The sequence below is a fragment of the Streptomyces sp. NPDC044719 genome (genome assembly GCF_056433405.1).
In genome coordinates, this window is record NZ_JBWKHE010000002.1 from 1,013,743 (window position 1) to 1,034,007 (window position 20,265).

Annotated in this window: 13 protein-coding genes; 9 read left to right on the forward strand and 4 right to left on the reverse strand. The window is 69.3% G+C overall.

Going from position 1 to position 20,265, the window contains the following annotated elements; translation table 11 throughout:
* The first annotated feature begins 20 nt into the window (after positions 1 to 20).
* Positions 21 to 2,732 carry a tetratricopeptide repeat protein gene (locus AC07DF_RS11420; protein WP_478969388.1) on the forward strand — a complete coding sequence of 904 codons (2,712 nt, stop codon included), beginning with the start codon at positions 21 to 23 and terminating at the stop codon, positions 2,730 to 2,732.
* A 727-nt stretch (positions 2,733 to 3,459) separates the two neighbouring features.
* Here AC07DF_RS11420 and AC07DF_RS11425 read toward each other — a convergent pair.
* On the reverse strand, positions 3,460 to 4,371 hold the full coding sequence (locus AC07DF_RS11425; protein WP_478969390.1) for a DUF4238 domain-containing protein: 912 nt from the start codon (positions 4,369 to 4,371) through the stop codon (positions 3,460 to 3,462).
* A gap of 444 nt (positions 4,372 to 4,815) precedes the next feature.
* Here AC07DF_RS11425 and AC07DF_RS11430 point away from each other — a divergent pair, with 444 nt between their 5' ends.
* From AC07DF_RS11430 to AC07DF_RS11440, 3 genes are read left to right on the forward strand one after another with little or no spacing between them, the layout of a single operon-like run.
* Positions 4,816 to 5,556: a helix-turn-helix domain-containing protein gene (locus AC07DF_RS11430; RefSeq protein ID WP_478969392.1), complete on the forward strand. Its 741-nt coding sequence runs from the start codon at positions 4,816 to 4,818 to the stop codon at positions 5,554 to 5,556.
* A gap of 29 nt (positions 5,557 to 5,585) precedes the next feature.
* The gene (locus AC07DF_RS11435) at positions 5,586 to 5,993 is read left to right on the forward strand and encodes a TniB family NTP-binding protein (RefSeq protein ID WP_478969394.1); all 408 of its coding nucleotides are present in this window, start codon (positions 5,586 to 5,588) and stop codon (positions 5,991 to 5,993) included.
* Positions 5,990 to 6,418 (forward strand): hypothetical protein, encoded by a 429-nt coding sequence (locus AC07DF_RS11440; protein WP_478969396.1) that lies wholly within the window; start codon positions 5,990 to 5,992, stop codon positions 6,416 to 6,418. The genes AC07DF_RS11435 and AC07DF_RS11440 overlap by 4 nt, the downstream gene beginning before the upstream one ends.
* A 275-nt stretch (positions 6,419 to 6,693) precedes the next feature.
* Here the strand turns inward: AC07DF_RS11440 and AC07DF_RS11445 are convergent, their stop codons facing one another.
* The gene (locus AC07DF_RS11445) at positions 6,694 to 9,396 is read right to left on the reverse strand and encodes an ATP-binding protein (RefSeq protein ID WP_478969398.1); all 2,703 of its coding nucleotides are present in this window, start codon (positions 9,394 to 9,396) and stop codon (positions 6,694 to 6,696) included.
* A 682-nt stretch (positions 9,397 to 10,078) separates the two neighbouring features.
* Between AC07DF_RS11445 and AC07DF_RS11450 the strand changes: the two genes are divergently transcribed.
* The 3 genes from AC07DF_RS11450 to AC07DF_RS11460 all read left to right on the forward strand — a co-directional run bounded on the left by AC07DF_RS11450 (position 10,079) and on the right by AC07DF_RS11460 (position 15,022).
* Positions 10,079 to 11,392, forward strand: coding sequence for a ComEC/Rec2 family competence protein (locus AC07DF_RS11450; protein ID WP_383463760.1), 1,314 nt, complete (start codon positions 10,079 to 10,081; stop codon positions 11,390 to 11,392).
* A 208-nt stretch (positions 11,393 to 11,600) separates the two neighbouring features.
* Positions 11,601 to 13,925: a ThiF family adenylyltransferase gene (locus AC07DF_RS11455; protein WP_478969517.1), complete on the forward strand. Its 2,325-nt coding sequence runs from the start codon at positions 11,601 to 11,603 to the stop codon at positions 13,923 to 13,925.
* Positions 13,922 to 15,022 carry a patatin-like phospholipase family protein gene (locus AC07DF_RS11460; protein WP_478969400.1) on the forward strand — a complete coding sequence of 367 codons (1,101 nt, stop codon included), beginning with the start codon at positions 13,922 to 13,924 and terminating at the stop codon, positions 15,020 to 15,022. The genes AC07DF_RS11455 and AC07DF_RS11460 overlap by 4 nt, the downstream gene beginning before the upstream one ends.
* 128 nt (positions 15,023 to 15,150) lie before the next feature.
* Here AC07DF_RS11460 and AC07DF_RS11465 read toward each other — a convergent pair whose 3' ends face one another.
* Entirely contained in the window at positions 15,151 to 17,130 is a 1,980-nt protein-coding gene (locus AC07DF_RS11465) for a hypothetical protein (RefSeq protein ID WP_478969402.1), read from the reverse strand.
* Positions 17,131 to 18,055: 925 nt separating this feature from the next.
* Between AC07DF_RS11465 and AC07DF_RS11470 the strand changes: the two genes are divergently transcribed.
* Together AC07DF_RS11470 and AC07DF_RS11475 are read left to right on the forward strand one after the other, a co-directional pair.
* The gene (locus AC07DF_RS11470; protein ID WP_391459792.1) at positions 18,056 to 18,385 is read left to right on the forward strand and encodes a hypothetical protein; all 330 of its coding nucleotides are present in this window, start codon (positions 18,056 to 18,058) and stop codon (positions 18,383 to 18,385) included.
* A 51-nt stretch (positions 18,386 to 18,436) separates the two neighbouring features.
* A complete protein-coding gene (locus AC07DF_RS11475) occupies positions 18,437 to 19,051 on the forward strand; it encodes a hypothetical protein (protein ID WP_391459791.1) in 615 nt (204 codons plus the stop codon).
* Here the strand turns inward: AC07DF_RS11475 and AC07DF_RS11480 are convergent.
* Positions 19,036 to 20,262, reverse strand: a complete 1,227-nt coding sequence (locus tag AC07DF_RS11480) for a hypothetical protein (RefSeq protein WP_391459789.1) — start codon at positions 20,260 to 20,262, stop codon at positions 19,036 to 19,038. The genes AC07DF_RS11475 and AC07DF_RS11480 overlap by 16 nt on opposite strands.
* Between the last annotated feature and the right edge of the window lie 3 nt (positions 20,263 to 20,265).

Sequence of the window (20,265 nt, forward strand, 5' to 3'; positions counted from 1 at the left end):
ACGCCGCCCCACGTCCCCCGGTGACCTGGCCGCACCAGGTCGGCACGTTGCCGCGGGAGGCCGGCTGGTTCCAGGGCCGAGCCACGGTCCGGCAACTGGAGCAATCGCGGGACAGTGGCGGGATCCAGGTGTTGGTCGGCTTGGGCGGAGTTGGGAAAACCCAGCTCGCTGCCCACCACGCCCGTACTTTGTGGCAGACGAGGCAGCTTGACCTGCTGGTGTGGACAACCGCTGCCACCCGCGACGCGATCATCGCCAGTTACGCCCAGGCTGCTGTTGAGGTGATCGGCGCTGACCCCGCCAACCCGGAGTCCGCAGCGTGCGCGTTTCTGGCCTGGTTGGAGCCCAAGCCGGGCATGGCGCGGCGCTGGCTGGTGGTACTCGACGATCTTGCCGAACCAGCCGACCTTCGCGGCCTGTGGCCTCCGAGCAGCACATACGGCCGCACACTGATCACTACACGCCGCCGCGATGCCACTCTCACCGGTCATGGCCGCCGCCTGGTGCCGGTTGGCCTGTTCACGTCGGACGAGGCAACCTCTTATCTCACCGCCGCGCTGGCCGGCCACGGCCGTTACGAGCCCGTCGATGTGCTCGCCGATCTTGCCGACAGTTTCGGGTACCTGCCGCTGGCGCTAGCCCAGGCTGTCTCCTACCTCGTCGATACCGGCCTGGGCTGCACGGAGTATCGGGCCCTGCTTACAGACAGTGTTCGTAGCCTCACGGATTCGCTGCCCGACTCCTCTGGACTGCCCGACGACCAGACCTCCACAATCGAGGCCTTGTGGTCATTGTCCGTGGAGCGCGCTGACCAGCTCCCGCCGGCGGGGCTGGCCCGCCCCATGCTGAGACTCGGTGCGATGCTCGATCGCAACGGCATCCCCGCGCCCGTTCTGATCAGCGCGCCGGTACTCGCCTACCTCACCCTGTGGCGCACCCTGGCTGCCTCGGGGCAAGCGCAAACAACAGAGGTCACGGCTCAGGACGCCATACAGGCGCTTCGGGCGCTGCATCGGCTCAGCCTGATTGACCACACGCCCAGCAGCATCAATGAAGCAGTCCGCATCCACCAGCTCGTCCAGCGCGCCGTCCGAGAACACATATCTGCTGACCTGTACGAGCAACTCGCCCTTACGGCCGCCGACGCCTTGATCGCCGCCTGGCCCGAGGTTGAACGAGACGCCGCCCTTGCCCAGGCTCTGCGTGCCAATACTGCTGCGCTCACCTTCCACGCCGAAGACGCCCTTTATCAGACAGAAGCCCACCCTGTGCTCTTCCGTTCCGGTCAGAGCCTTGGCGACGCTGGCCAAGTCGCCGCGTCCCGCGACTACTTCCAGCATCTGGCCAGCACTACCCAGCACCATCTGGGCCCCGACCACCGAGACACTCACACCGCCCGTCACAACTTCGCTCACTTCCGGGGGCTGGCCGGAGATGCGGCTGGAGCAGCTACCGCCCTCGAACAACTACTCACAGACCTGGAACGTGTGCTGGGTCCCGGCCACCCAGGCACCTTTGGGGCACGAGACAGCCTTGCCTTCTGGTGGGGGGAGTCGGGGGATGCGGCGGGCGCAACTGCCGCTCACGAGCAACTGCTGGAGCAGATGCTTCAAGTGCTGCACCCCGAGCATCCCGACACCCTCAGCGTCCGGAACAACCTTGCCTTGTGGCGGGGAGAGGCGGGGGATGCAGCTGGGGCAGTCACCGCCTTGGAGCAGTTGCTCACAGACCGGGAGCGTGTGTCGGGACCTGACAATCCCAGCACCCTCATTGCCCGGAGCAATCTCGCCCGCTGGCGGGGAAAGGCGGGGGATGCGGCTGGCGCAGCTACCGCCTTCGAGTATCTGCTCACAGACTGGGAACGTGTGCTGGGTCCCGGCCACCCAGGCACCTTTGGGGCACGAAACAGCCTTGCCTTCTGGCGAGGGGAGTCGGGGGATGCGGCGGGCGCAGCTGCCGCTTACGAGCAACTGCTGGAGCAGATGCTTCAAGTGCTGGGCCCGGACCACCCCTCCACTCTCACTATCCGTAACAACTTTGCCCACTTCCGGGGCATGGCGGGGGATGCGGCTGGCGCAGCTACCGCCTTGGAGCAGCTACTCACAGACCGGGAGCGTGTGTCGGGACCTGACCATCCCAGTACCCTCAGCGTCCGGAGCCATCTGGCCTTTTGGCGGGGGGAGGCGGGGGATGCGGTCGGCGCAGCTGTTGCCTTTGCGCGACTGCTGCCTGACCAGGAGCGTGTGCTGGGCCCGGATCACCCTGACACCCTCATTGCCCGGAGCAACCTCGCCCGCTGGCGGGGGGAGGCGCGGGATGCGGCTGGCGCCGCGGCCGTCCTTGAGGAGTCGCTGGACCAGATGCGGCGTGTGTGGGGACCCGACCACCCCGACACCCTCATTGCCCGGAGCAACCAGGCCAGCTGGCGGGGGGAGGCGGGGGATGCGGCTGGCGCAGCTGCGATCTTCGAGGAATTGCTGGACCAGATGCGGCGTGTGTGGGGACCCGACCACCCCGACACCCTCGTGGCACGGAGCCATCTGGCCTTTTGGCGGGGGGAAGCGGGGGATGCGGCTGGCGCAGCTGTTGCCTTTGCGCGACTGCTGCCTGACCAGGAGCGTGTGCTGGGCCCGGACCACCCCTACACTCTCGCCGCCCAGCACAACCTCGCTCACTTCCGGGCACTGGCGGGAGGCGCAGCCGTTCCTCGATCAACGGCTGACTCCCCATAGAAGATCTTGACAGCTGAGGCGCAGTGGACAACGGGCAGGTATAAACCCTGTCCATAATTTCGGCTCCGCGGTCCACCCAGCGGGCAGGGCAGTGCTGTCCACGGCCACAGTGAGCATCGGCTCGGCTAACTGACCTCAGCCCGTTGATGGCACGCCGTGGAGACGGCGGCCTCAGCTTCGACCGTTTCCGTGTCGACCCTGCGCTGGCCTTGCTTCAGTGGCCGGACGACGTCCTCAGCCAGTTTCTCTTCGACCACGGTGACAACGGCTCCTTCATGCGCGACTACGGCGGCATCGACCTACGCGAGATCACCTGGCGGCTCGAAACGATCCCGGCCGCGGACTTCGATGGGATGCCGACCGGAGCGTCCGATGCCGGCTGTATCGAGGACTTCGCAAAGGACCCGGTGTACTGGGTCAAGATTCGTCCCTCAGAGGTCGGCCGTCACTGGGAAGAGCACGGGACGTGGATGCGCCCGCCGATCCTGATCGACCGACGGCTCCTGGCCCCGTCGGACAGCGGTCTTCAGGTCCTGGAGGGCAGAACACGCGTCGGCGTCCTACGAGGTCGGCGGCGCGACGGACTACACGCCGCGCCCCACCATCAAGCCTGGGTCGGACACGCCCCGACAGTGCCAACCGGGCCCCTCAGCGCAGCAAAGCGACGGCACCCGTCGCTGTACGCTCGATTTTCGGCTCGACCGACCAGGTGGCCATTCGACACGGCTCACGCGGTCTGCCGCTGTCTCGCCTTCGCCCTGGCGAACGTCTCCAGCCCGCTTCGAGGGTGCATATAGACATAGCGGTCGGCAGCGAGGATCTGCACGGTGTTGAGCTCGTCGACGACGGCTCTGGGGATGCTGCCCAGCAAATTTTTTGGTCCCAAGGCCAGCAAGTGCCCGGGACCGATGGGCAGGACGATAGAGTGCGCGTCCCCGAAGGCCATGTTGTACGAGAAGGGCCTGACGTCCGTGCGCACGGTCACCGCAGGATTGTCGCCGATCAGGAACTGCCCGCCCTCCGGCGTCAACACCTCCAGATGCCACTTCGCCGCCATGGCTCCCACTTTGGTGAACATGTTCTCGATGCTCGTGCGAAACAGCTTGCCGCTCCCGAAGTCCTGGGTGACCTCGGACTGCTCGATGAGACGCTCGGCAATGGAACCGAGGAAGCCGGAGCCAGGCAGATGGAGCCCGGTCTGGCGCAGCGCCTCACGACGGAGCTGTTCCGGGTACTGCCTGATGAGCTTGCTGCGGACCTTCACGCTCACAGTCTCGAACGCGCTGGTGTAAACGCTGCGATAGCGGTGTGAGCGCACATAGTGGAGGACCACCAGGTCGCGCAGCACCTCGACATGCAGGGGGTCGGCGAACGGAGTACCAGCTTGCACGGCCGTGAGCGCGGCGGGGACACGCGTCTCCACCGATCCCCACAGATCCTCGGCAGACGTAGAGTCGAACGCCACGAAGTCCCTGGCTGCGCCGCACGCCCCGGGGCCCCTCAGCTTCTGCCGGCGTTCCGGGTTCCACACGTCGAAGGGCAACAGCTGCCGGCCGCTGCCCTTCGATCCAAGCATCGTGAACTGCCGGAGGAGGACCTGGGAGACGAGGTGCTGCTTGGAGATGTGGGCTACCTTCACCAGCCAGATTCTCTCAAGCGCCCGGCGTACGGGGCCGAGGATTTGACCGACCCGCCGCGCGGGCTCCGGCGTCTGCTGCAGCTGACGTTCAGCGCCGCGTTGCGCCCTGCCGAAGAACGACGGGCACGGCCGTCACACAGCCCGCTGGAGGAGCGGCCCGTGTGCGATCTCTCGGGTTGGTGTCGGTGGTGGTGGGAGTCGGTGTTGCTGGTCCCGGGGTTGGTGTTCTGGGGCTGGTCAGTGAGTGTTTGTGGGTGGGTGGTCCGCTGTCATGAGGTGAGAGATTGAGGGGTGGGATCGCTGTCGTGGGGATTTATCGCATGGCGGCTGATGCTGTCTCAGGTTCGTGAGTTCTTAAGCGGTGAAGTGGGCCGGGCCGGTGTGATCGTGGGGTGGAAGAGGTAAGGGCCGGTCGTGGGGCTGTGCTGCCCCGCGGGGTTGGTGGTGCGTCGTCTGCTGGAGCGTCAGCAGGCGGGGGAGTTGTCGACGCGGCATGTGCGTGCGGTCGCTGAGACGGTGGGTGTTTCGGAGCGTACGGTCTGGCGCTGGCTGGAGCAGGCGAAGGCGACCGGGCAGGTGGAGGCGCCGGTCCGGCAGGGGTATGCGGTGTCGGACGAGGTGTGGGCGCTGCTGGGCGAGGTGGGAGGGAATGTCGCTGAGCTGAGGCGCCGGCTGGCCGCGGCTGGCGGCGGGGCCTCGGTTCCGTCGGCGTCGACGCTGCACCGGGTGATCCGCAGGGACCGCCGGGCCGGGCGGGCTTTGCTGACCGGGCGGGAGCCTGAGGTGGCCGGGCCGCGCCGGCCGGATCCCCTCAGCGAGCTGGGCCTGAACGTCGTGGCCGGCCAAGGCACAGACGGGCAGGTGTTTCTGCGGGAGCAGAAGCATCTGGCACAGGTCCCGGTCCTGGTTCCGGGCGCGCAGGTGGTGCACACGCCTGCTGTGCGGTCGGTGCTGCGGACGGTCGCGCACGCGGCCGTGGTCGGGGCGGTGGTGTGTCTGTACGGCGACGCCGGCCAGGGCAAGACCGTCGCGCTGCAGTACGCCCTGTCCCAGCTGCCGCACCCGGCCAGGGTCCGCCGGGTCCACGTCGGGGTGCACCCGACGGTTCCCGATTGCGCCGGGTACTCGCGGACGCCCTGGAGCTGGGCAGGCGTCTGCCGCGCGGTGCGGGGGAGGCCGACCTGATGCTGGTGAACGCGCTACGACAGCCTCGCGTGCTGGTATTGGACGAGGCGCAGCGTCTTCCGGGGCCGGCGCTGGAGTTTCTGCGCGGGCTGTGGGACCACCCGGACACGGACACGGCACTTGTGCTCGCGGGTGCGGGCAGCGAACGGGCGCTGCGCCGGGTGCCCGCGCTGGCGTCTCGGGTGCTGACCTGGGAGTTGGTGCCGCGTCTTCGCCCGGGCGAGGTGGCCACCGTGATGGCTGCCTTCCATCCGCTGTGGGAGGACGTGAGCGAGGACGATGTCGTGTGGGTGGACGAGCATGTGGGCCACGGCAATTTCCGGACGTGGGCGAAGCTGACCTCGCACCTGACCGCCGAGATCTACGGCAGGAGCCGGGCGGTGGTGGACCGCGGGTTGCTGGAGCGGGCCTGCGCACGGCTCATGGGGCCGCTGTGACCGGCGCCTCCAGGCCGGGAGAGGCTGGCGGCCACGAGGACGGTCCGCACGCGCGGGGAGGTCTGCCTTCTTCCTCCCTGTCGGCGCTGCGCGGCCCTGCCGTGCGCAGGCTGCTCGCTCTGCGGCAGGACCAGAAACTGACGACCCGGCATGTACGGCTGATGGCTCAGTCGTTGGAAGTGACCGAGCGCACGGTGTGGCGGTGGCTTGCCGCTGCCGAGCGTGACGAGTCCGCGGCCGCGGAGCCCGGGGCGCGGGCCCAGAGCAAAGACCGCTTCTCCGTCACCCCGGAGGTGCGCCGCCTGCTGGCCATGTGGAAGGGCAACGTCGCGGCGGTCCATCGCGAGCTGATAGCTCGCGCAGCCAAGGGCGAGGGGGAGCCACTGTGGATTCCCGGCCCTGATCTGGTGCGCTTCGGGATGTGAGCTGGGAACACGTGGTCAAGCTGGATAGTCCGGACCGAAGTGCGCGTGGTACCTGACCTCTGCAGGTTGCGTTCTGTTCGGCTATGGCCAGCGATGTGTGTCCCTGTGAGCTGCGAGTTCGTGACTGAGCTGGAAAGTCACAGCTACCACGAGAATCCCTATGAATTATCTTGGGTTTGTGCAGGTCAGAGACGTGCGGGGGCGCGGTGTAACTGTTCGGGTGACCGAGGTGTCGGCTTGAGGGAACAGGCGAGCGTCCCGCCTGGCGAGGTGCCTCACGGGTGACCTTGGGCCTGTTGAGCAGCGAGCTCCTCGATGATGCTGGCCTGCTCGCGAATGTCGTCTGCCTGCGCGGGGGTGGGCTCGTACTGTGTGAGGCTGCTGATCTCTGCTCTGGCCGCAGCGATGTCTCCGGTACGGGCGAGGACCACGGCTCGGTGAGACCTGAGTCCGACGATGAGTTCGGGCAGGTTGTAGGCCTGGGTGATGGGCAGGAGCTGCCGGTCGATCAGGCTCAGGGCGGCCTGGGTTTCGTCGAAGCGCAGCAGGGTCTCGACCACGTCCTGGCCGAGGTCGACGGCGGACCGCCAGGCCCCGGTGATCATGTAGAGCTTCATCGCGGGGAACACGGCGCTGCCGTAGTCGAGTTTGAGCTGACGGCAGCACTTGACATGCATGGCGAAGCAGTCGGCGAGGCGTTTGTAGTCGTCGGGTGTCTCGCTGTCTGAGCAGGCTTGCTGCAGTGCCTCGATAGGTCCGTGGAGGTCGGCCGGGGCCAGGCCGAGGTGATCGCAGTATGCGTCAGCGAGCTCTAGGGCCGCGGGGCCTGCGGCTCGGTAGCTGCCCGCGTGGTAGAGCCCCTGAACGTAGCCGTAGCGCAGGGCTCGCTCCAGGAAAGAGGGGGCGGGAAGTTCAGCCAGGGCTGTCCTGAATGCGGCATCGAGGGCTTCGATGTCACCGGTGTGCCCGTGCAGAGGGAACTGGCGGGTGGCCACCAGGACCTTCTCGCGTGGTCCGATCCCGCTGCCGCCCTCTGAGACGAGGGCTTCCATGGCGTGGACGTGGCGTGCGTAGGCGTCCCAATCGTCATCCCCGTAGGCCCAGGTGGCCAACGCACTGTGCGCATCAAGGCGGTCGACGGCGTCCCGACCCGGGTCCTGCGCCACGTCCGCGATCACCGTGCGCAGTTCGCGTGGGAAGCCACCCTCGTAGAAGCCCTCCTGGCTGGTGATCTCCAGCAAGAGGTCGATCTGGCCGGTATCGGCGAGCAACCGCATCCAGCGGGCCAGCCGCGGCAGCTCCCTGTGGCCCTCGAGAAGATCAGCCAGGGTCTGCTCGACACGGCGGGCGGCTTGCTCAGGCAGGTCATGCGACGCACCGAGGGCCAACGGTGCGGCCGCATCGTGGAGTTTGGTGAAACCGTCGGCGAATGTCTGTACGAGGCCGAGGCCTGCGAGTTCGCGAACGGCCCCGGCCGCGGCAGCGGGACGTGTCGGTCCCGCGGCTGCCGCCAGCTGCTGCAATTCCGGGCTGCTCAGGGGAACTTCGGCGATGGCCATGAGGCCGGCCATCGTGCGTGCCAGCACGGAAAGGTGCCCGAAGGTCTCTGCCAGGATGCGTTCCTGGGCCGTGGGGGCGAGGTGGGTCTGCTCCTGCACCGCCGCGCAGAAGGCGGCACCGTCACCTGCGTAGAGAGTGCGGGTGAGCGCCGCGGAGTTGAGGACGTACAGCGGCAAACCAGCTGTGAGCGCCAAGACCCGCTGTGCGGTGGGGTAGTCCAGGGTGCAGTCTTCGGCGGCGAAGACGGCGGCCACGGTGTCGGAGTCCCAGCCGGGCAAGGACTCGGCGGGGACACCCAGGTGCGCGGCGAGCGCGGTCTGGTCCGGGTGGGGGTGGCCCAGCAGTGTGATCTGGGCCGTCGGCAGCGCCTGGACAAGCAGTCGTACGTCGTCGGACGGGAGGTCGTGCACGTTGTCGATGACGACCGCGATGGCTGTGCCGTCGTGGGCCAGTCGGCCGTGCACGGCCCGCAGGACGTCGATGCCGGCCCCGCTCGGCAGGCTGACGGCATCGGGCCCGCTCAGGTGCCGGGCAGCAACCTCCCGGGCCAGCGCACCGGGCACCACCGCGGGCGGCATCTGGCCGGCATCGAAGTAGGTCACCGGGAGCGGGCACCGGGCGGCGGCGTTCGCCGCCCAGGTCGTCTTCCCGGCCCCGGAGAAGCCCGTCACCAGCCGCACGCGCTGCTCGCCCGTCAGCTCCGGTTCGCTGCCATGCGGCCAGTAGACGTCGGGAACCTGGGGAAAGGCCTGCAGCTCCTCGACGAACTGCTCGTACAGGGCGGGCAGTTCACCGGCATGAAAGGCTCGCCCATGGGCTCCGGCACTCGCGTACTGGACGCGGGCAGCCAGCTTCCACACCAGCGTCTGCGCTCCCAGGGACCCGAACGGCACCTGGGCGGCCTGCTCGGTGCACCACTGCAGGACACCGGTGAGATCCGCAGCAGCGGGCGGCAGCCACGTCTCCTGCGGATCGGGATGGCCCGGCCACACCAGCGACACGCCCGCCGGCCAGCCCGGCTGCTGGGTCCGTCGCAGCAGATCTGGCCCCGGTGCGGTATTGCTGACCACGACCAGCTTGGGCGTGCCGAGGCGCCGCCCTGCCATGTGCTCGGCGCGTAGCTTGGCGAACTGCTCGACCGACCCCCTGATGTCGCTCCACATCAGATTGCCCTGCCGGGTCTTGACCTGCAGGTAGAGATACCGATCCGGAAGCACGACCTCCAGGTCCTCGTCCAGCTCCATCAGCAGCGTTTGCGCACCGGCCTGACGCAGCCGCAGCAGGCAGCCCACGGCGTACAGGTTCTGGTAGGTGAACCCGCGGTGCAGGGACGTGATCCGCCGCAGCTGTGCCGCATTGAGCGGGGCAGCCGGCCCTGTGGCGGTGTCGCTGGCCGGTGGCGGTTCCTTGTCGTGCACGCCGCCAGGGTAGCGGCCCGCCCGCAGCAGCCGTACGTCCCGCATCGCGGTGGTCCGGGCCCGCCGCCTCCCGCAACGCGATGTCGGCGGCCGTCAGGGGCGCTGGAGCAGGCAATCTCGTCGTCGCCGAGACTGCATTGGTGCGCAGGGTGCTGGTCAACGCTGGGTCCAAGGGGCCGGGATCCGGAAAAAGCTCGCGGACGGAAACGGCATGCCCTCCCAGGACCCCCGGCCCGGGGAGCCTTCCAGGCCGCACCCGCCGTGACGCATGTTCGTCTGCCGAGACGGTTCGTGGACCGGCCAGGCCGGGCGGTGAGAAAGAGCCGAGCCTGCCGGGGCACATGGGGCGTCGAGCGGGATCCACCCCGTAGCGCGCCGGATGCCTCACCACGGCCTGCAGCGGCCGATCTTGGTGCATGGCATGCCAGGTCAGGCCGCAAAGCAAGCGATGACACAGCACGTGGGCCACCACCTCGTGATGGTCACCCGGTCCCGCCCCTGCTCGCGAAGAGGTCGCGTGCCGGCCGTGTCCGGGGCTGGCAAGGACCCCTGACGTTGGCCCTGTTGACGCATGAAATGCCTGATGAGGCCGTGTTGTCAGTGGCGCATGGTAGATGTGAAGACAGGGAGAACTTGTGTGGTTTTCCCGTTGATTGATCAAAGCCGAGTTAAGAGGCAGGGCATGGTCGAGACGGAACTTCCCGAGCGTGGGGTGGTGTTCTGGCCTGTCGGCACGGGCGACTCCACCACGATCGTGCTCGGGGGCGACCTGGTCCTCCAGGTCGATCTGCGGGACATGAAACAGGCCGACGAGGAAGGGGCAGTGGTCGCCGCCGTCATCGACCGGCTGGTGGATACCCTGCCGCGCCCCGACTGGCTGGACGGGGAGACGCCCTACCTGGCGGTGTTCGCCCTGACCCACGCCGACCTGGACCACTGCTGCGGGTTCGGTGACCTGCTGGACAGCGACATCCTGATCGGGGAGATCTGGGCAACACCCCGGCTGTGGCGGGAGATCTCCGAGGACAAGACCATGTGCCAGGACGCCCAACTCTTCCAGGACGAAGTCGAGCGCCGCGTCGCCGCCACCCTGGAGGCCCTCGAGAACGGTGAGGAGCCCGCCAGCGGCAACCGGGTACGGATCATCGGCTACGACGACGACCGCGACCAGCACTCCTACAACGAGCTGCCCGACGAGTACTTCACCTTCCCCGGCAAGACGATCACAATGATCGACGGCAACGACCTGTCCGAGACGTTCGAGGCGTTCGTCCACGCCCCGTTCAAGGGCGACTGCGCCGGCGAGCGCAACGAGACCTCCCTCGCCCTGCAGATCCGCATGCACACCGGCGACGGCACGACGGGCCGGCTGCTCCTCCTCGGCGACCTCGCCTACCCCACGATCAAGAAAATCTTCGACAACAGCAAGTACTACGGCAACACCGACCGGGTGGAGTGGGACCTGCTGCTCTCCCCGCACCACTGCTCCAAGAAGGTCATGTACGCCAAGGGCGAGGATGGTGAGGAGGAGCGCAAGCAGGACATCCTCGACCAGTTCGAGACCTACGCCAGCGCGGACGCGCGGGTGATCGCCAGTTCGCGGCCCTTCCGGGACCAGGACGAGAAGGGGCACAACCCGCCCCATCTGCTGGCCCGTGACGCCTACGAGGAGATCACCGTGCTGCCGGTGCTGTGCACGGGGGAGTACCCCACCCAGGACGAGCCCCGGCCGGTGGTGTTCGCCCTGGAGCCCTTCTTCGGGTTCGAACTCGTCGACGTCGCCGAGTTGGAGAGCAAGTCCCTGGTGATGAAGGCCGCGGGCGGTGGCCGCCGGATGCTGGCCGCGCTGGGCACCACCCGCTTCCCGGCCGCCGCGTTCACCGCCACCGCCGCGCTTCCCTCCCCGCGGGCGGCCGCCGCCGCGCGCAGCGCCGTCGAACAGGCCCGCGGAGACAAGGCCGCGCCCGCCACGCCCTTGGGATTCGGTGACGCGTGAGCGACCGAACCACTACGGCCGTCACGCCAGGCCAGCAACTTGCCCTCGACCAGCTCCGGCAGATCACCGGCTCCGACCGCGGTGGGGTCTTCCTCTCCCACGTGGACACGGCACCCGCGGCCCCTAAGGGCTTCGTGGAGGCGCGCATCAGCGTGGGCTGCGCCGGTCTGCCCCGCGGCTGCGCAGCGAAGAACCCGTCACGCTCTACATCCCGCCGGACTTCCCCTTCGAGACCCCGATGGTGTACTCCCGGCACAGCCGCTTCGCCGGGGCCCCGCACGTCGTCTGGGCCCATTTCCCGTGCCTGTACCGCTCCACGGCGACCGAGTGGGACCCGGCCGACGGCATGTACGGGTTCATCACGCGCCTGCTGGACTGGTTCAGGGCCGCCGCGGCCGGGGAACTGGATGCGCCCGGCGAGCCCCTGCACCCACCCCACGCGGTGGGCGACTACGCGGATGGTCTGCTCGTCGTCCGCCGCGATGCGCCCGCCGCCGAGGACGACGAGCCGTGGCTGGGCGCGGCCCTCCTGCACCGCATCAGTGATGAGCGCAGTGACGTGGTCGGCTGGCTCCCCTTCGGCCAACCGTGGCCGCCCACCCTCGCCGATGCCCGCGCCGCAGCCCAACTCCCCAACGACGCCGAGGTGTTCCTCGCTCCGGCCGTGATCACCGCAGACCACCTGACCTTCGAATACCCCGACACCGCACGTGCGCTCATCACCGCCCTCGCCCGCGGCCGCATCACCGCACGCATGGTCCTTGGTCTCGTCGGCGTGGCAGCCGACCACAACCGCCGCCTGCGCACTACCGCCGAGCAGACCGGCCCGGATGGCACACCGCACCCGGCCGCCCCGGTCCACCTGCTGCTGGGCACCCCCTCCCGGGGGACCAGCGGCCACGGCGTCCGCCGGACCCACCTGGTGGCCTGGCACCTGCCCGACTTCGCCGACAAACTCGCCCGTCTCGCCGTCACCGCCTACGTCGACCGCCAACTGCCCGAACTCGGCGACGAGGTCATGCAGATCGGCGAGGAATGGCTCGACACCCTGACCACCCGGTGGATCCGCCTGTACGAGGCCCGTCCCGAGGTCACCGTCCGCCGCGATCACCACACTCCGGCGGCGTGGCTGCACGGCAAACGCATCCTTGTCCTGGGCGCCGGGGCACTGGGCGCGCCCGCCGCCGATATCTGCGCCCGTGCCGGTGCCGCCCACATCACCGTCGTCGACCAGTCACTCGTGCATCCCGGCATCCATGCCCGCCAGCCCTACGCCGACGCCGACATCGGCTATCCCAAGGCCGACGCCCTTGCCGCCCGCCTCAATGAGATCGCCCCGCACGCCACCCGCATCGAGCCCGTCGTCGCCGACATCACCCGCCGTTTCTCCGCCCTTGACGTGCACTCCTTCGACCTGATCCTGGACTGCACCGCCAACCGTGTCGTACGGGCCTACCTCGAACGCGCCCGCCGCACCGACCCGACCGCCTGGCCGCACCTGGCCACCGTGATGATCGGCCACCAGGCCACCCGCGGCATCGCCGCACTCTCACCCCGCTCGGCCACCGGCGGAGGCACCGACGTGCTGCGCCGCACCGCCCTGGCCGCCCGCCAGGATTCCACCCGTGCCCTGGCCGACATGGTCGAGGATTTCTTCCCCACCGAGCCCCGCACCGAGCTCTTCCAGCCCGAACCCGGCTGCTCGGACGCCACCTTCACCGGCTCGGCCGCCGACGTCACCGCCCTGGCCGGACAGCTCATGACCGGCATCCTCCACGCCCTCAACGCCCCCGACGACCGGCACACCATGGCCGCGCTCACCGTCCGCACCCCGAGCGGCCCCACCGACCCCCAGCCCGCCGGACCGCGCTGGCTGGCCTGGCCCAACGACACAATCGTCACCGACGACGCCACCGGCTACGACATCCGTATCGCCCCCGCCGCCCTCGCCGAGATGCGGGCCGAAGCCCGCCGCGGCGCCCGCGTCCGCGGCCCGCGCGTCGAAACCGGCGGCATGCTGCTGGGCGCCATCGACGACTCCACCGGCATCATCTACGTCGACGAGGCCACCGGACCGCCCCCGGACTCCCTGCTGGCCGAGACCTACTTCCAGCACGGCCTGCACGGCGTCACCCGCCACCTCGCCGCCCGCCGCACCGCGACCGGCAACACCAGCCGCTTCCTCGGCCTGTGGCACACCCACCCCCACTCGCCGGCACAGCCCAGCGCCACCGACCGCACGGCCATGGAACTGCTGACCCTGCCCCTGGACGACGCCCCCGCCCGCGCCCTCGTCCTCATCGCCGGCGGACCGCAACCCGTCTGGGACAAATGGCTCGCCACCGGCGACGGACCAGACCTCTACGCCCGCCTCGCCACCCGCACCACCGCAGCCACCACCCCACCAGCAGAGACGCTGCCACCCGGCCGCCCCCGCTCGGCCCTCTGGTGGCCCGGCGGCTACGCCACCCGCCCCACCACCGCCGACAGCACCGTGCCCGCCCCACGCCGATCGGACGACCCCCGCCCATGACCCGCACCCTCGGCCTTGCCCTGTCCGGCGGAGGCTCCCGCGCGGCCGCCTTCCACCTCGGCTGCCTGCGCGCCCTGCATGACCGCGATCTCCTCGACCGCATCCGCGTCGTCTCTGGCATCTCCGGCGGATCCCTGCTCGCCGCCCTATGGGCCTACGGCCCGCCCGACTTCGCAGACTTCGACGCCCGCACCACCGACCTGCTGCGCTCCGGCGTGCAACTCGACATCGCACGACAGGCGTTTACGCCCTCTGCCGTCATCCGCAACCTCACCGCAGCCGCCCGTGCCGGCACCCGCCAACTGTTCACCCGCACTACTGACGTCAGCGTCGCCCGTCCCGCCAACCGCACCGACGCGCTCGCCGCCGTCCTGGCCCGCAAGGCCTTCGCCACTGCCACCATGGCCGACGTCACCCACCCCGGCCTGGACGTCGTTCTGACCGCCACCGACCTGGCCACCACCAACGCCGTCCGTTTCGGCAGTGCCCGCAGCGGCTGCTCCCGCTACGGCACCATCACCGAGCCCGTCCACGTCGCCACCGCCGTAGCTGCCTCCGCCGCCTATCCCGCCTTCCTGCCAGCTCTGGAGCGCACCTTCACCTTTCAGCACCACGACGGGCACAGCCAGCAGCACACCGTGCTGCTCACCGACGGCGGCGTCTACGACAACCTCGGCCTGTCCGTCCTGGAACCCGGACGCTCACCGCGCCACACCCAGCACGTCTACGACGTGCCCTTCATCATCGCCTGCGACGCCGGCGTGGGCGAACTCCCCCTGCAAACACCGCACTTCATGACCGGCCGTCTCAGCCGCTCCTTCGTCACCGTCCATCGCAAAGCCCAGGACTCCGCCCGCTCCCGCCTGCACGAATGGGCCGCAAGCGGACGTATCGACGGCTTCGCCCTGGCCTACCTAGGCATGAAGGACCACCGCCTGCCCGCACCGCCCGCCGACCTCGTCCCGCGCAGCGCGGTCGCCACCTACCCCACCAACTTCCGTGCCATGAACCGCACTCACTTCGACGCCATCACCACCCGCGGCGAACAACTCATGCGCACTGTCCTGCCGATGTACCTGCGCTCTTCCCAGCGCTGACATACAGCCAGCGCATTCCTGCGCTGCGCACACCAGGAAGCCCGCCGCCGCAGCGCGGCGAGGGGAGGGTGAGAAACCCCGCCCTCAGACCCCGGGCCATCGCCGCGGCGTGCGTGAGCCGGTACGGGCTACAGGTTGCGACGGCAGCTCTCTTGGGCCAGTCCGGGCAGGCCGTGCCGAGACCACCAGTGGAGGTGCCCGTCAGAGAACTGCGGCTGGGTGAGGTCCGCCCCGGTCAGCACGATCGGCAGGACGGGATGAACGAACCCTTGATGATCATTGAGTGTGATCGGGGGATGCGTGCACAGTCTCTGCAGAGCGTCCCGCTCGCTGGGCTCAAGGTGATCGCGCAGCACGGCGGCCAGGAGGTAGCACTCCACCCCCTGCTCCCGAAGGCGGGTCTGAATGGCGGTCAGCACGGCGAGGTCGTCCTGGTTGATGAGATCGCCCGGCTGGGCACTCAGCCCACCCTTGACCTCGCCGACCACCACCACCGGCTGTGGCCCGTCGTCCAGCACCACCACGAGGTCCACCTCACGCGGCCCACCCGGGAACTCGAAGCTGACGCCCAGCTGGCACGTCATCGTCGTCCCGCCGGCAGCGGGCAGCAAACCGGCAGGAAAGAGCTGCTGGTGGTAACAGGCAAGAACAGTCGCGGCTGCCATCACCGGCCGGGTCTCGGCCATCAGGTTCCGCGTGATGCCATCCGCGAGTCGGAAATGCCAGTCAAAGCGCCGCGGTGATGAGCCCAGGAGATAGCCGAGCGGAAACCGGCGCCCGCAGTGCGAGCAGTCCATTTCCGCTTCCAGCCGAGGCGCAGGCACCGCGGTGAACCCCTTGCACTCAGGGCAGTGAAGCGGGGCGACCGGCTCCAGAAGGCCACGCTGCTGCGGGGCCAGGACCACCTTCGTGGCGTAGCTCGCGCGACCGTCCGGCGTGCTCACGGGCCCCGGCCAGTGCTCCCGGTACTTGTTGGCGAGCCCTACGAGCCGGTCGTGGACCAGGCCGTCGGCACTCTTGGACGCCGTGTGGAGCACCTGCCAGACGGCGGGCTCGCATCCGGCCGCGCTGCTGATGCCTCCCAGGCGGCGGATCAGCCCTGTCACCTTGCGCCCGTTGACCTCCTGGCGCGGCTGCCAGCCGGAACCGCGGAAGAGGCCGTTGAGGATGTCGGCGTTGTCCAGCAGGCAAAGGTGCACCTTGTCGGTGCCGCTGTCGGCCAGGACACCGCAGACCCTGCCGCCGCGGGCGGGCCGGTGAAATGGTTCCGGATGATTCGCGGGCTGTGTATCGAGCAGACTGCTCAGCGAACGAAGGTTGGGCACCAGGGGCGTCCAACCGGGATGACCGTCACGCACATCGGTGAAGGTGACGTGGGCCGCCACGATTCCGGCGTAGTGACGGTCCGGCCGCCAGCGGGCCGGCCCCACCTGCGGCATCGGTACGGCCAGAGTCCTCTGTTGCGGCGCAAGGGGCACCGAGAATTCCTTGACCGAGGCAGTCAGGAACGGATGACGCCCACGCCGGGGCAGAGCGTGCTTCACCGAGCTGCCGGGCAGCGCGGTGATGCCCAAGTCATCCAGCAGGACGGCGAGATCCTCAGGAATGGGAAGATGCCGGGTGATCACGCTGATCGTCGGTCCCAGGTCGAGACCGTCGCCCCGCACCGAACGGCCGAGTGCGTCCTCGCGTAGGGCGGCGCGGAGCCATTGCTCAGCCACGGTGCGAACCCGGTCGGCATGCGTTGCCGGCCAGGGCAGAACGTGGTGACCGGCAGCCCGGGCGGTCCACAAGAGCATGAGATCAGCGGGATCCGCTGCATCCACCAGGACGATCACGCTCGTCGAGTCGTCCGAGTCGTACTCCACATCGAGGCAGGTCAGGCCGATCGGGGTGACCAGACCCTCGAAGGCAGGAACGGGGGCATCGACCCCGATCGTGCGGCTCTCGGCAACGCGAGCGAAGCGGGACCGCAGTTCGGCCGCGGCAGGATAGTCGCCGTAATGGCCGAACCACACCTCGAACAACGGGCCCAGAGGATCTGCCGTGTCCCACTCGGGCAGCACGAACGCGTGCTGGGGTGCGGGGTCATCCAGCAGCCACTCCACGCCCAACACTCCCGGAGCCGCCAGCGGTTCGTGACTGCCGAAGGGAGTGCCGTGCTCAGGCTTCCACCGGTAGCCCTCTTGACCCGCGACCTCACACGCTGCGGAATCGCCCGCCACTGGGTAGAAAACGTCGACCGCAAGAGCCTCGGCAGTGTGAAGAGTGTCCGGGGCGTCGGGCGCCAGCCACGGAAAGTACGCCCCGCCCCAGACACAGGTGCAGGCCTGCACCGCGCTGGAGACGGCCTCGGCGTCAGGCTGGAGAACCATTCCGACCCGAACTGGCCGGACGCAGATCATTCCACTGGCGTGCCCGCTCTGAGCCATCCCGCATGTCCTCGTCCGTCCCGCTCAACAGCGACAGGCTACCGCTCAGGGGCCCCGGGGGCTGTCTGAGTTGGGCGATGTCCGGACCCGTGCATCGCCCGACCTGGCTGCGTGCCATGAGTGATCCGGCTGTGGGACCCATTCGCCCCGCGCTCAGAAAACCATGTGCCGCTGACTGGGCATCAAGGCCCCGTCACCGCCCTTGCTGCCCTGCCCATTCTGACGCCGAACGTGACCTGCTCGTCAGCGCCTGCTCGGACGACGCCAGCATCCGCGTGTGGGACCACCACACGGGACAGGAGGTTCTCCGCCTGGTCACCGGCGCACCCGTCACCTCATTCGTCGTACTCCCCGCCAGCTCCGCCAACCGCACTACCGCTCCCGCGGTCATCGTCGGCAGTCCCACGGGAACGGCCGCTGTCACCGTGCACCTCCAACCTCCAGGCGGCACAATGCGCGAGGACGCCTGAACTCCTTCCAGGCGCCGATCCAGAAGGGCCACAGAGCAGCGACCACCCCCACAACGGTGGGTCGGCCCCCGCGCGAACGGAACCCCCGCTGCAGTGTTGACATTTGAGCAATGATTCGCGAATCATGAATCATGTCTCAACAGGACGTGGAGCGGCTGCGTGAGGCGTCCGTGCGGGTCTTCGGCAACCGCTACCGGGCAGAGCTGATGTGGGCGCTCGCGGCAGCGGGCGAGCGGGGCGTGTGCCTGGGAGACCTTGCCGCCGCCCGCAACGCACCGGCGAGTGTCTACCAGGCGCCGATCCGGGCGCTGGTGGACGCTGGACTGGCCGAGCGGCTGCCGCGGGTGGCGGGGGAGCGGCGCCGCTGGTATCGGCGCAGCGACAACGACGCGCTCTGGCAGTGTCTCGAGGGCCTGTTGAGCTGTTTGGCAGAACAGTCCGTACCGGTACGGGTTGGATAGTCGGCGGGGCCGCCGCGTGCGGCCGGAGCCTGGTGAGGCAGGGTGGAGGCCATGGTGACCTTGGCGAACTCCGTGATCAGCCGTTCCGTGCGGACGGCTTCGGCCGCCCTGCTGGAGGCGGGCACCCAGACCAAGGCCGCCTCCCTGCAGGGCATTGAGGCCCTGTTCTTCCACCGGCTGGACGCCGCCGAGCACGCCCGGCGCCAGGACGCCGCCGCAGGACGGCTGGATCGGATGGCGGCGCTGGAAACCCTCCTGACGCTGCCGGTGGGCATCCCCGTCCCCCTCGCCTCGCTCGAGGCCGGCCAGCGGCGGGCCATACGCGCCCTGCCAGCGGGCGCCGCGGACCGTGACCGCACGACGGTGACCCGGCGCGCGGTCCGGCCGGTGCGCGTGGACCTGGCCGTGGTGCGCGCTGCCGGATGGCGCCAGGGACTGCGGGACGCGGGCCGGTTCGCGCCGTTCTGCCGCCGCGCCATGCTGCTCACCCGCCGCCCCGCACACCTGGAAGAGCTGCTGGCCGAGGCCGACTTCTACGGCATCGGCGTGTTCCTCGCCGCCGAGCACGGTGTAGAGATGCTGCTCGCGCCGCAGGAGTACCGGCCGCAGCGGCACACCGCCGCCGCCTGGTGCTTCGTCGAGGAGCTGTATCAGCTCCTGCGCTGATGGTCGGCCTCCGCCTGCCCGGTCGCTCCGTCCGTCACCGAGGCCGGGGCGGCCAGCGCCCACCGCCTCAGCTGCTGGGGCACCTTGAAGGCGTCCGGCTGCCGCAGTTGCGCGTTCACCAGCGGATACCGCTCCACCGCCGCGCGGCAGCGCTCGTGCCACCACTGCTGGCGTGCCAGCCCGGGAGTGATCGCAGTCAGCGTGCGCAGCCACTCCATCAGCACGGCCACATTGTGCGCGGCGGCCCGTGCCGGCCGTTCGCCAGCATTGCTGGCGAATTCATCCAGTGCCCACACCCCCTCACACGCTGCGCAGCCGCAGACGGGAGCCTCCGCACCGGCGAAGCGGTCGGCCAGGGTCTTGCCGAGGAAGAAGTCCATCAGCTCGGCGAACAGCACGTGCGGCGACGTCGAAAAGCCCTTGCTGGTCTTGGCCTTCTCGCCAGGGGCCACGATGTGCCGCAGCCGGCTGCCTGCACCGAACGCCGTGAACGTCGCCCCCGCAGCCAGCGCGCCGAAGGCCGCCAGATCGGTGCGTAGCAACGCCGCTCCCGGCACTTCCTCGATCACCCGCCGCAGGTGGTCGACGGCCCGTGCATGACGCGCGAGAGGGTCCATCTGCCCGCCCAGCATGATCGCCTTGGGCCCCTTCACCAGCCGCAAACAGGCGATCAGCTGCCGCACCGCGTCCTCTTCCCGCAGCCAGCACACGTCGACCGGCGCCGCGAAGACCACCTGCGCATCGTCCAGGTCGGCCACCCGCCGCACCGCCGCCTTGAGGGCGTCGGAGTCCTCGGCGCGAATGTAGCCGGTCGGGGTCACTGGGGCGGTAACACCGACCGCCCGCTGCTCCGCCAGCGATACCTCAAGCGGATCGTCGAAGGCGAAGGTGTCCTCCGACGCGGGCGGGAACGGCTCCTCCTCGCTGGCCGCCCGCACCTCGTACACGGCCGGATCGACCAGCAGCGGCCCGCTGAACTGCTCCTGCTCGCGCAGCCTCTTCGCCTTCCGCAGCGCGTTCGTCCCGCACAGCACCAGCCCGCTGCGGCCCTCATCAAGCTGTCCGAGCAGATAACCGACACGGGCTGGAGACACCTGCAGCAGCATGCGCTCCTGCAGAACACCCAGCGCACCGGACAGGGCCTGCGGCGCGTCGGGAGGTTCCGTGAGATCTGAGCGGGGACGCGGCAGCGGAGCAGACGGGTCGATCATGGC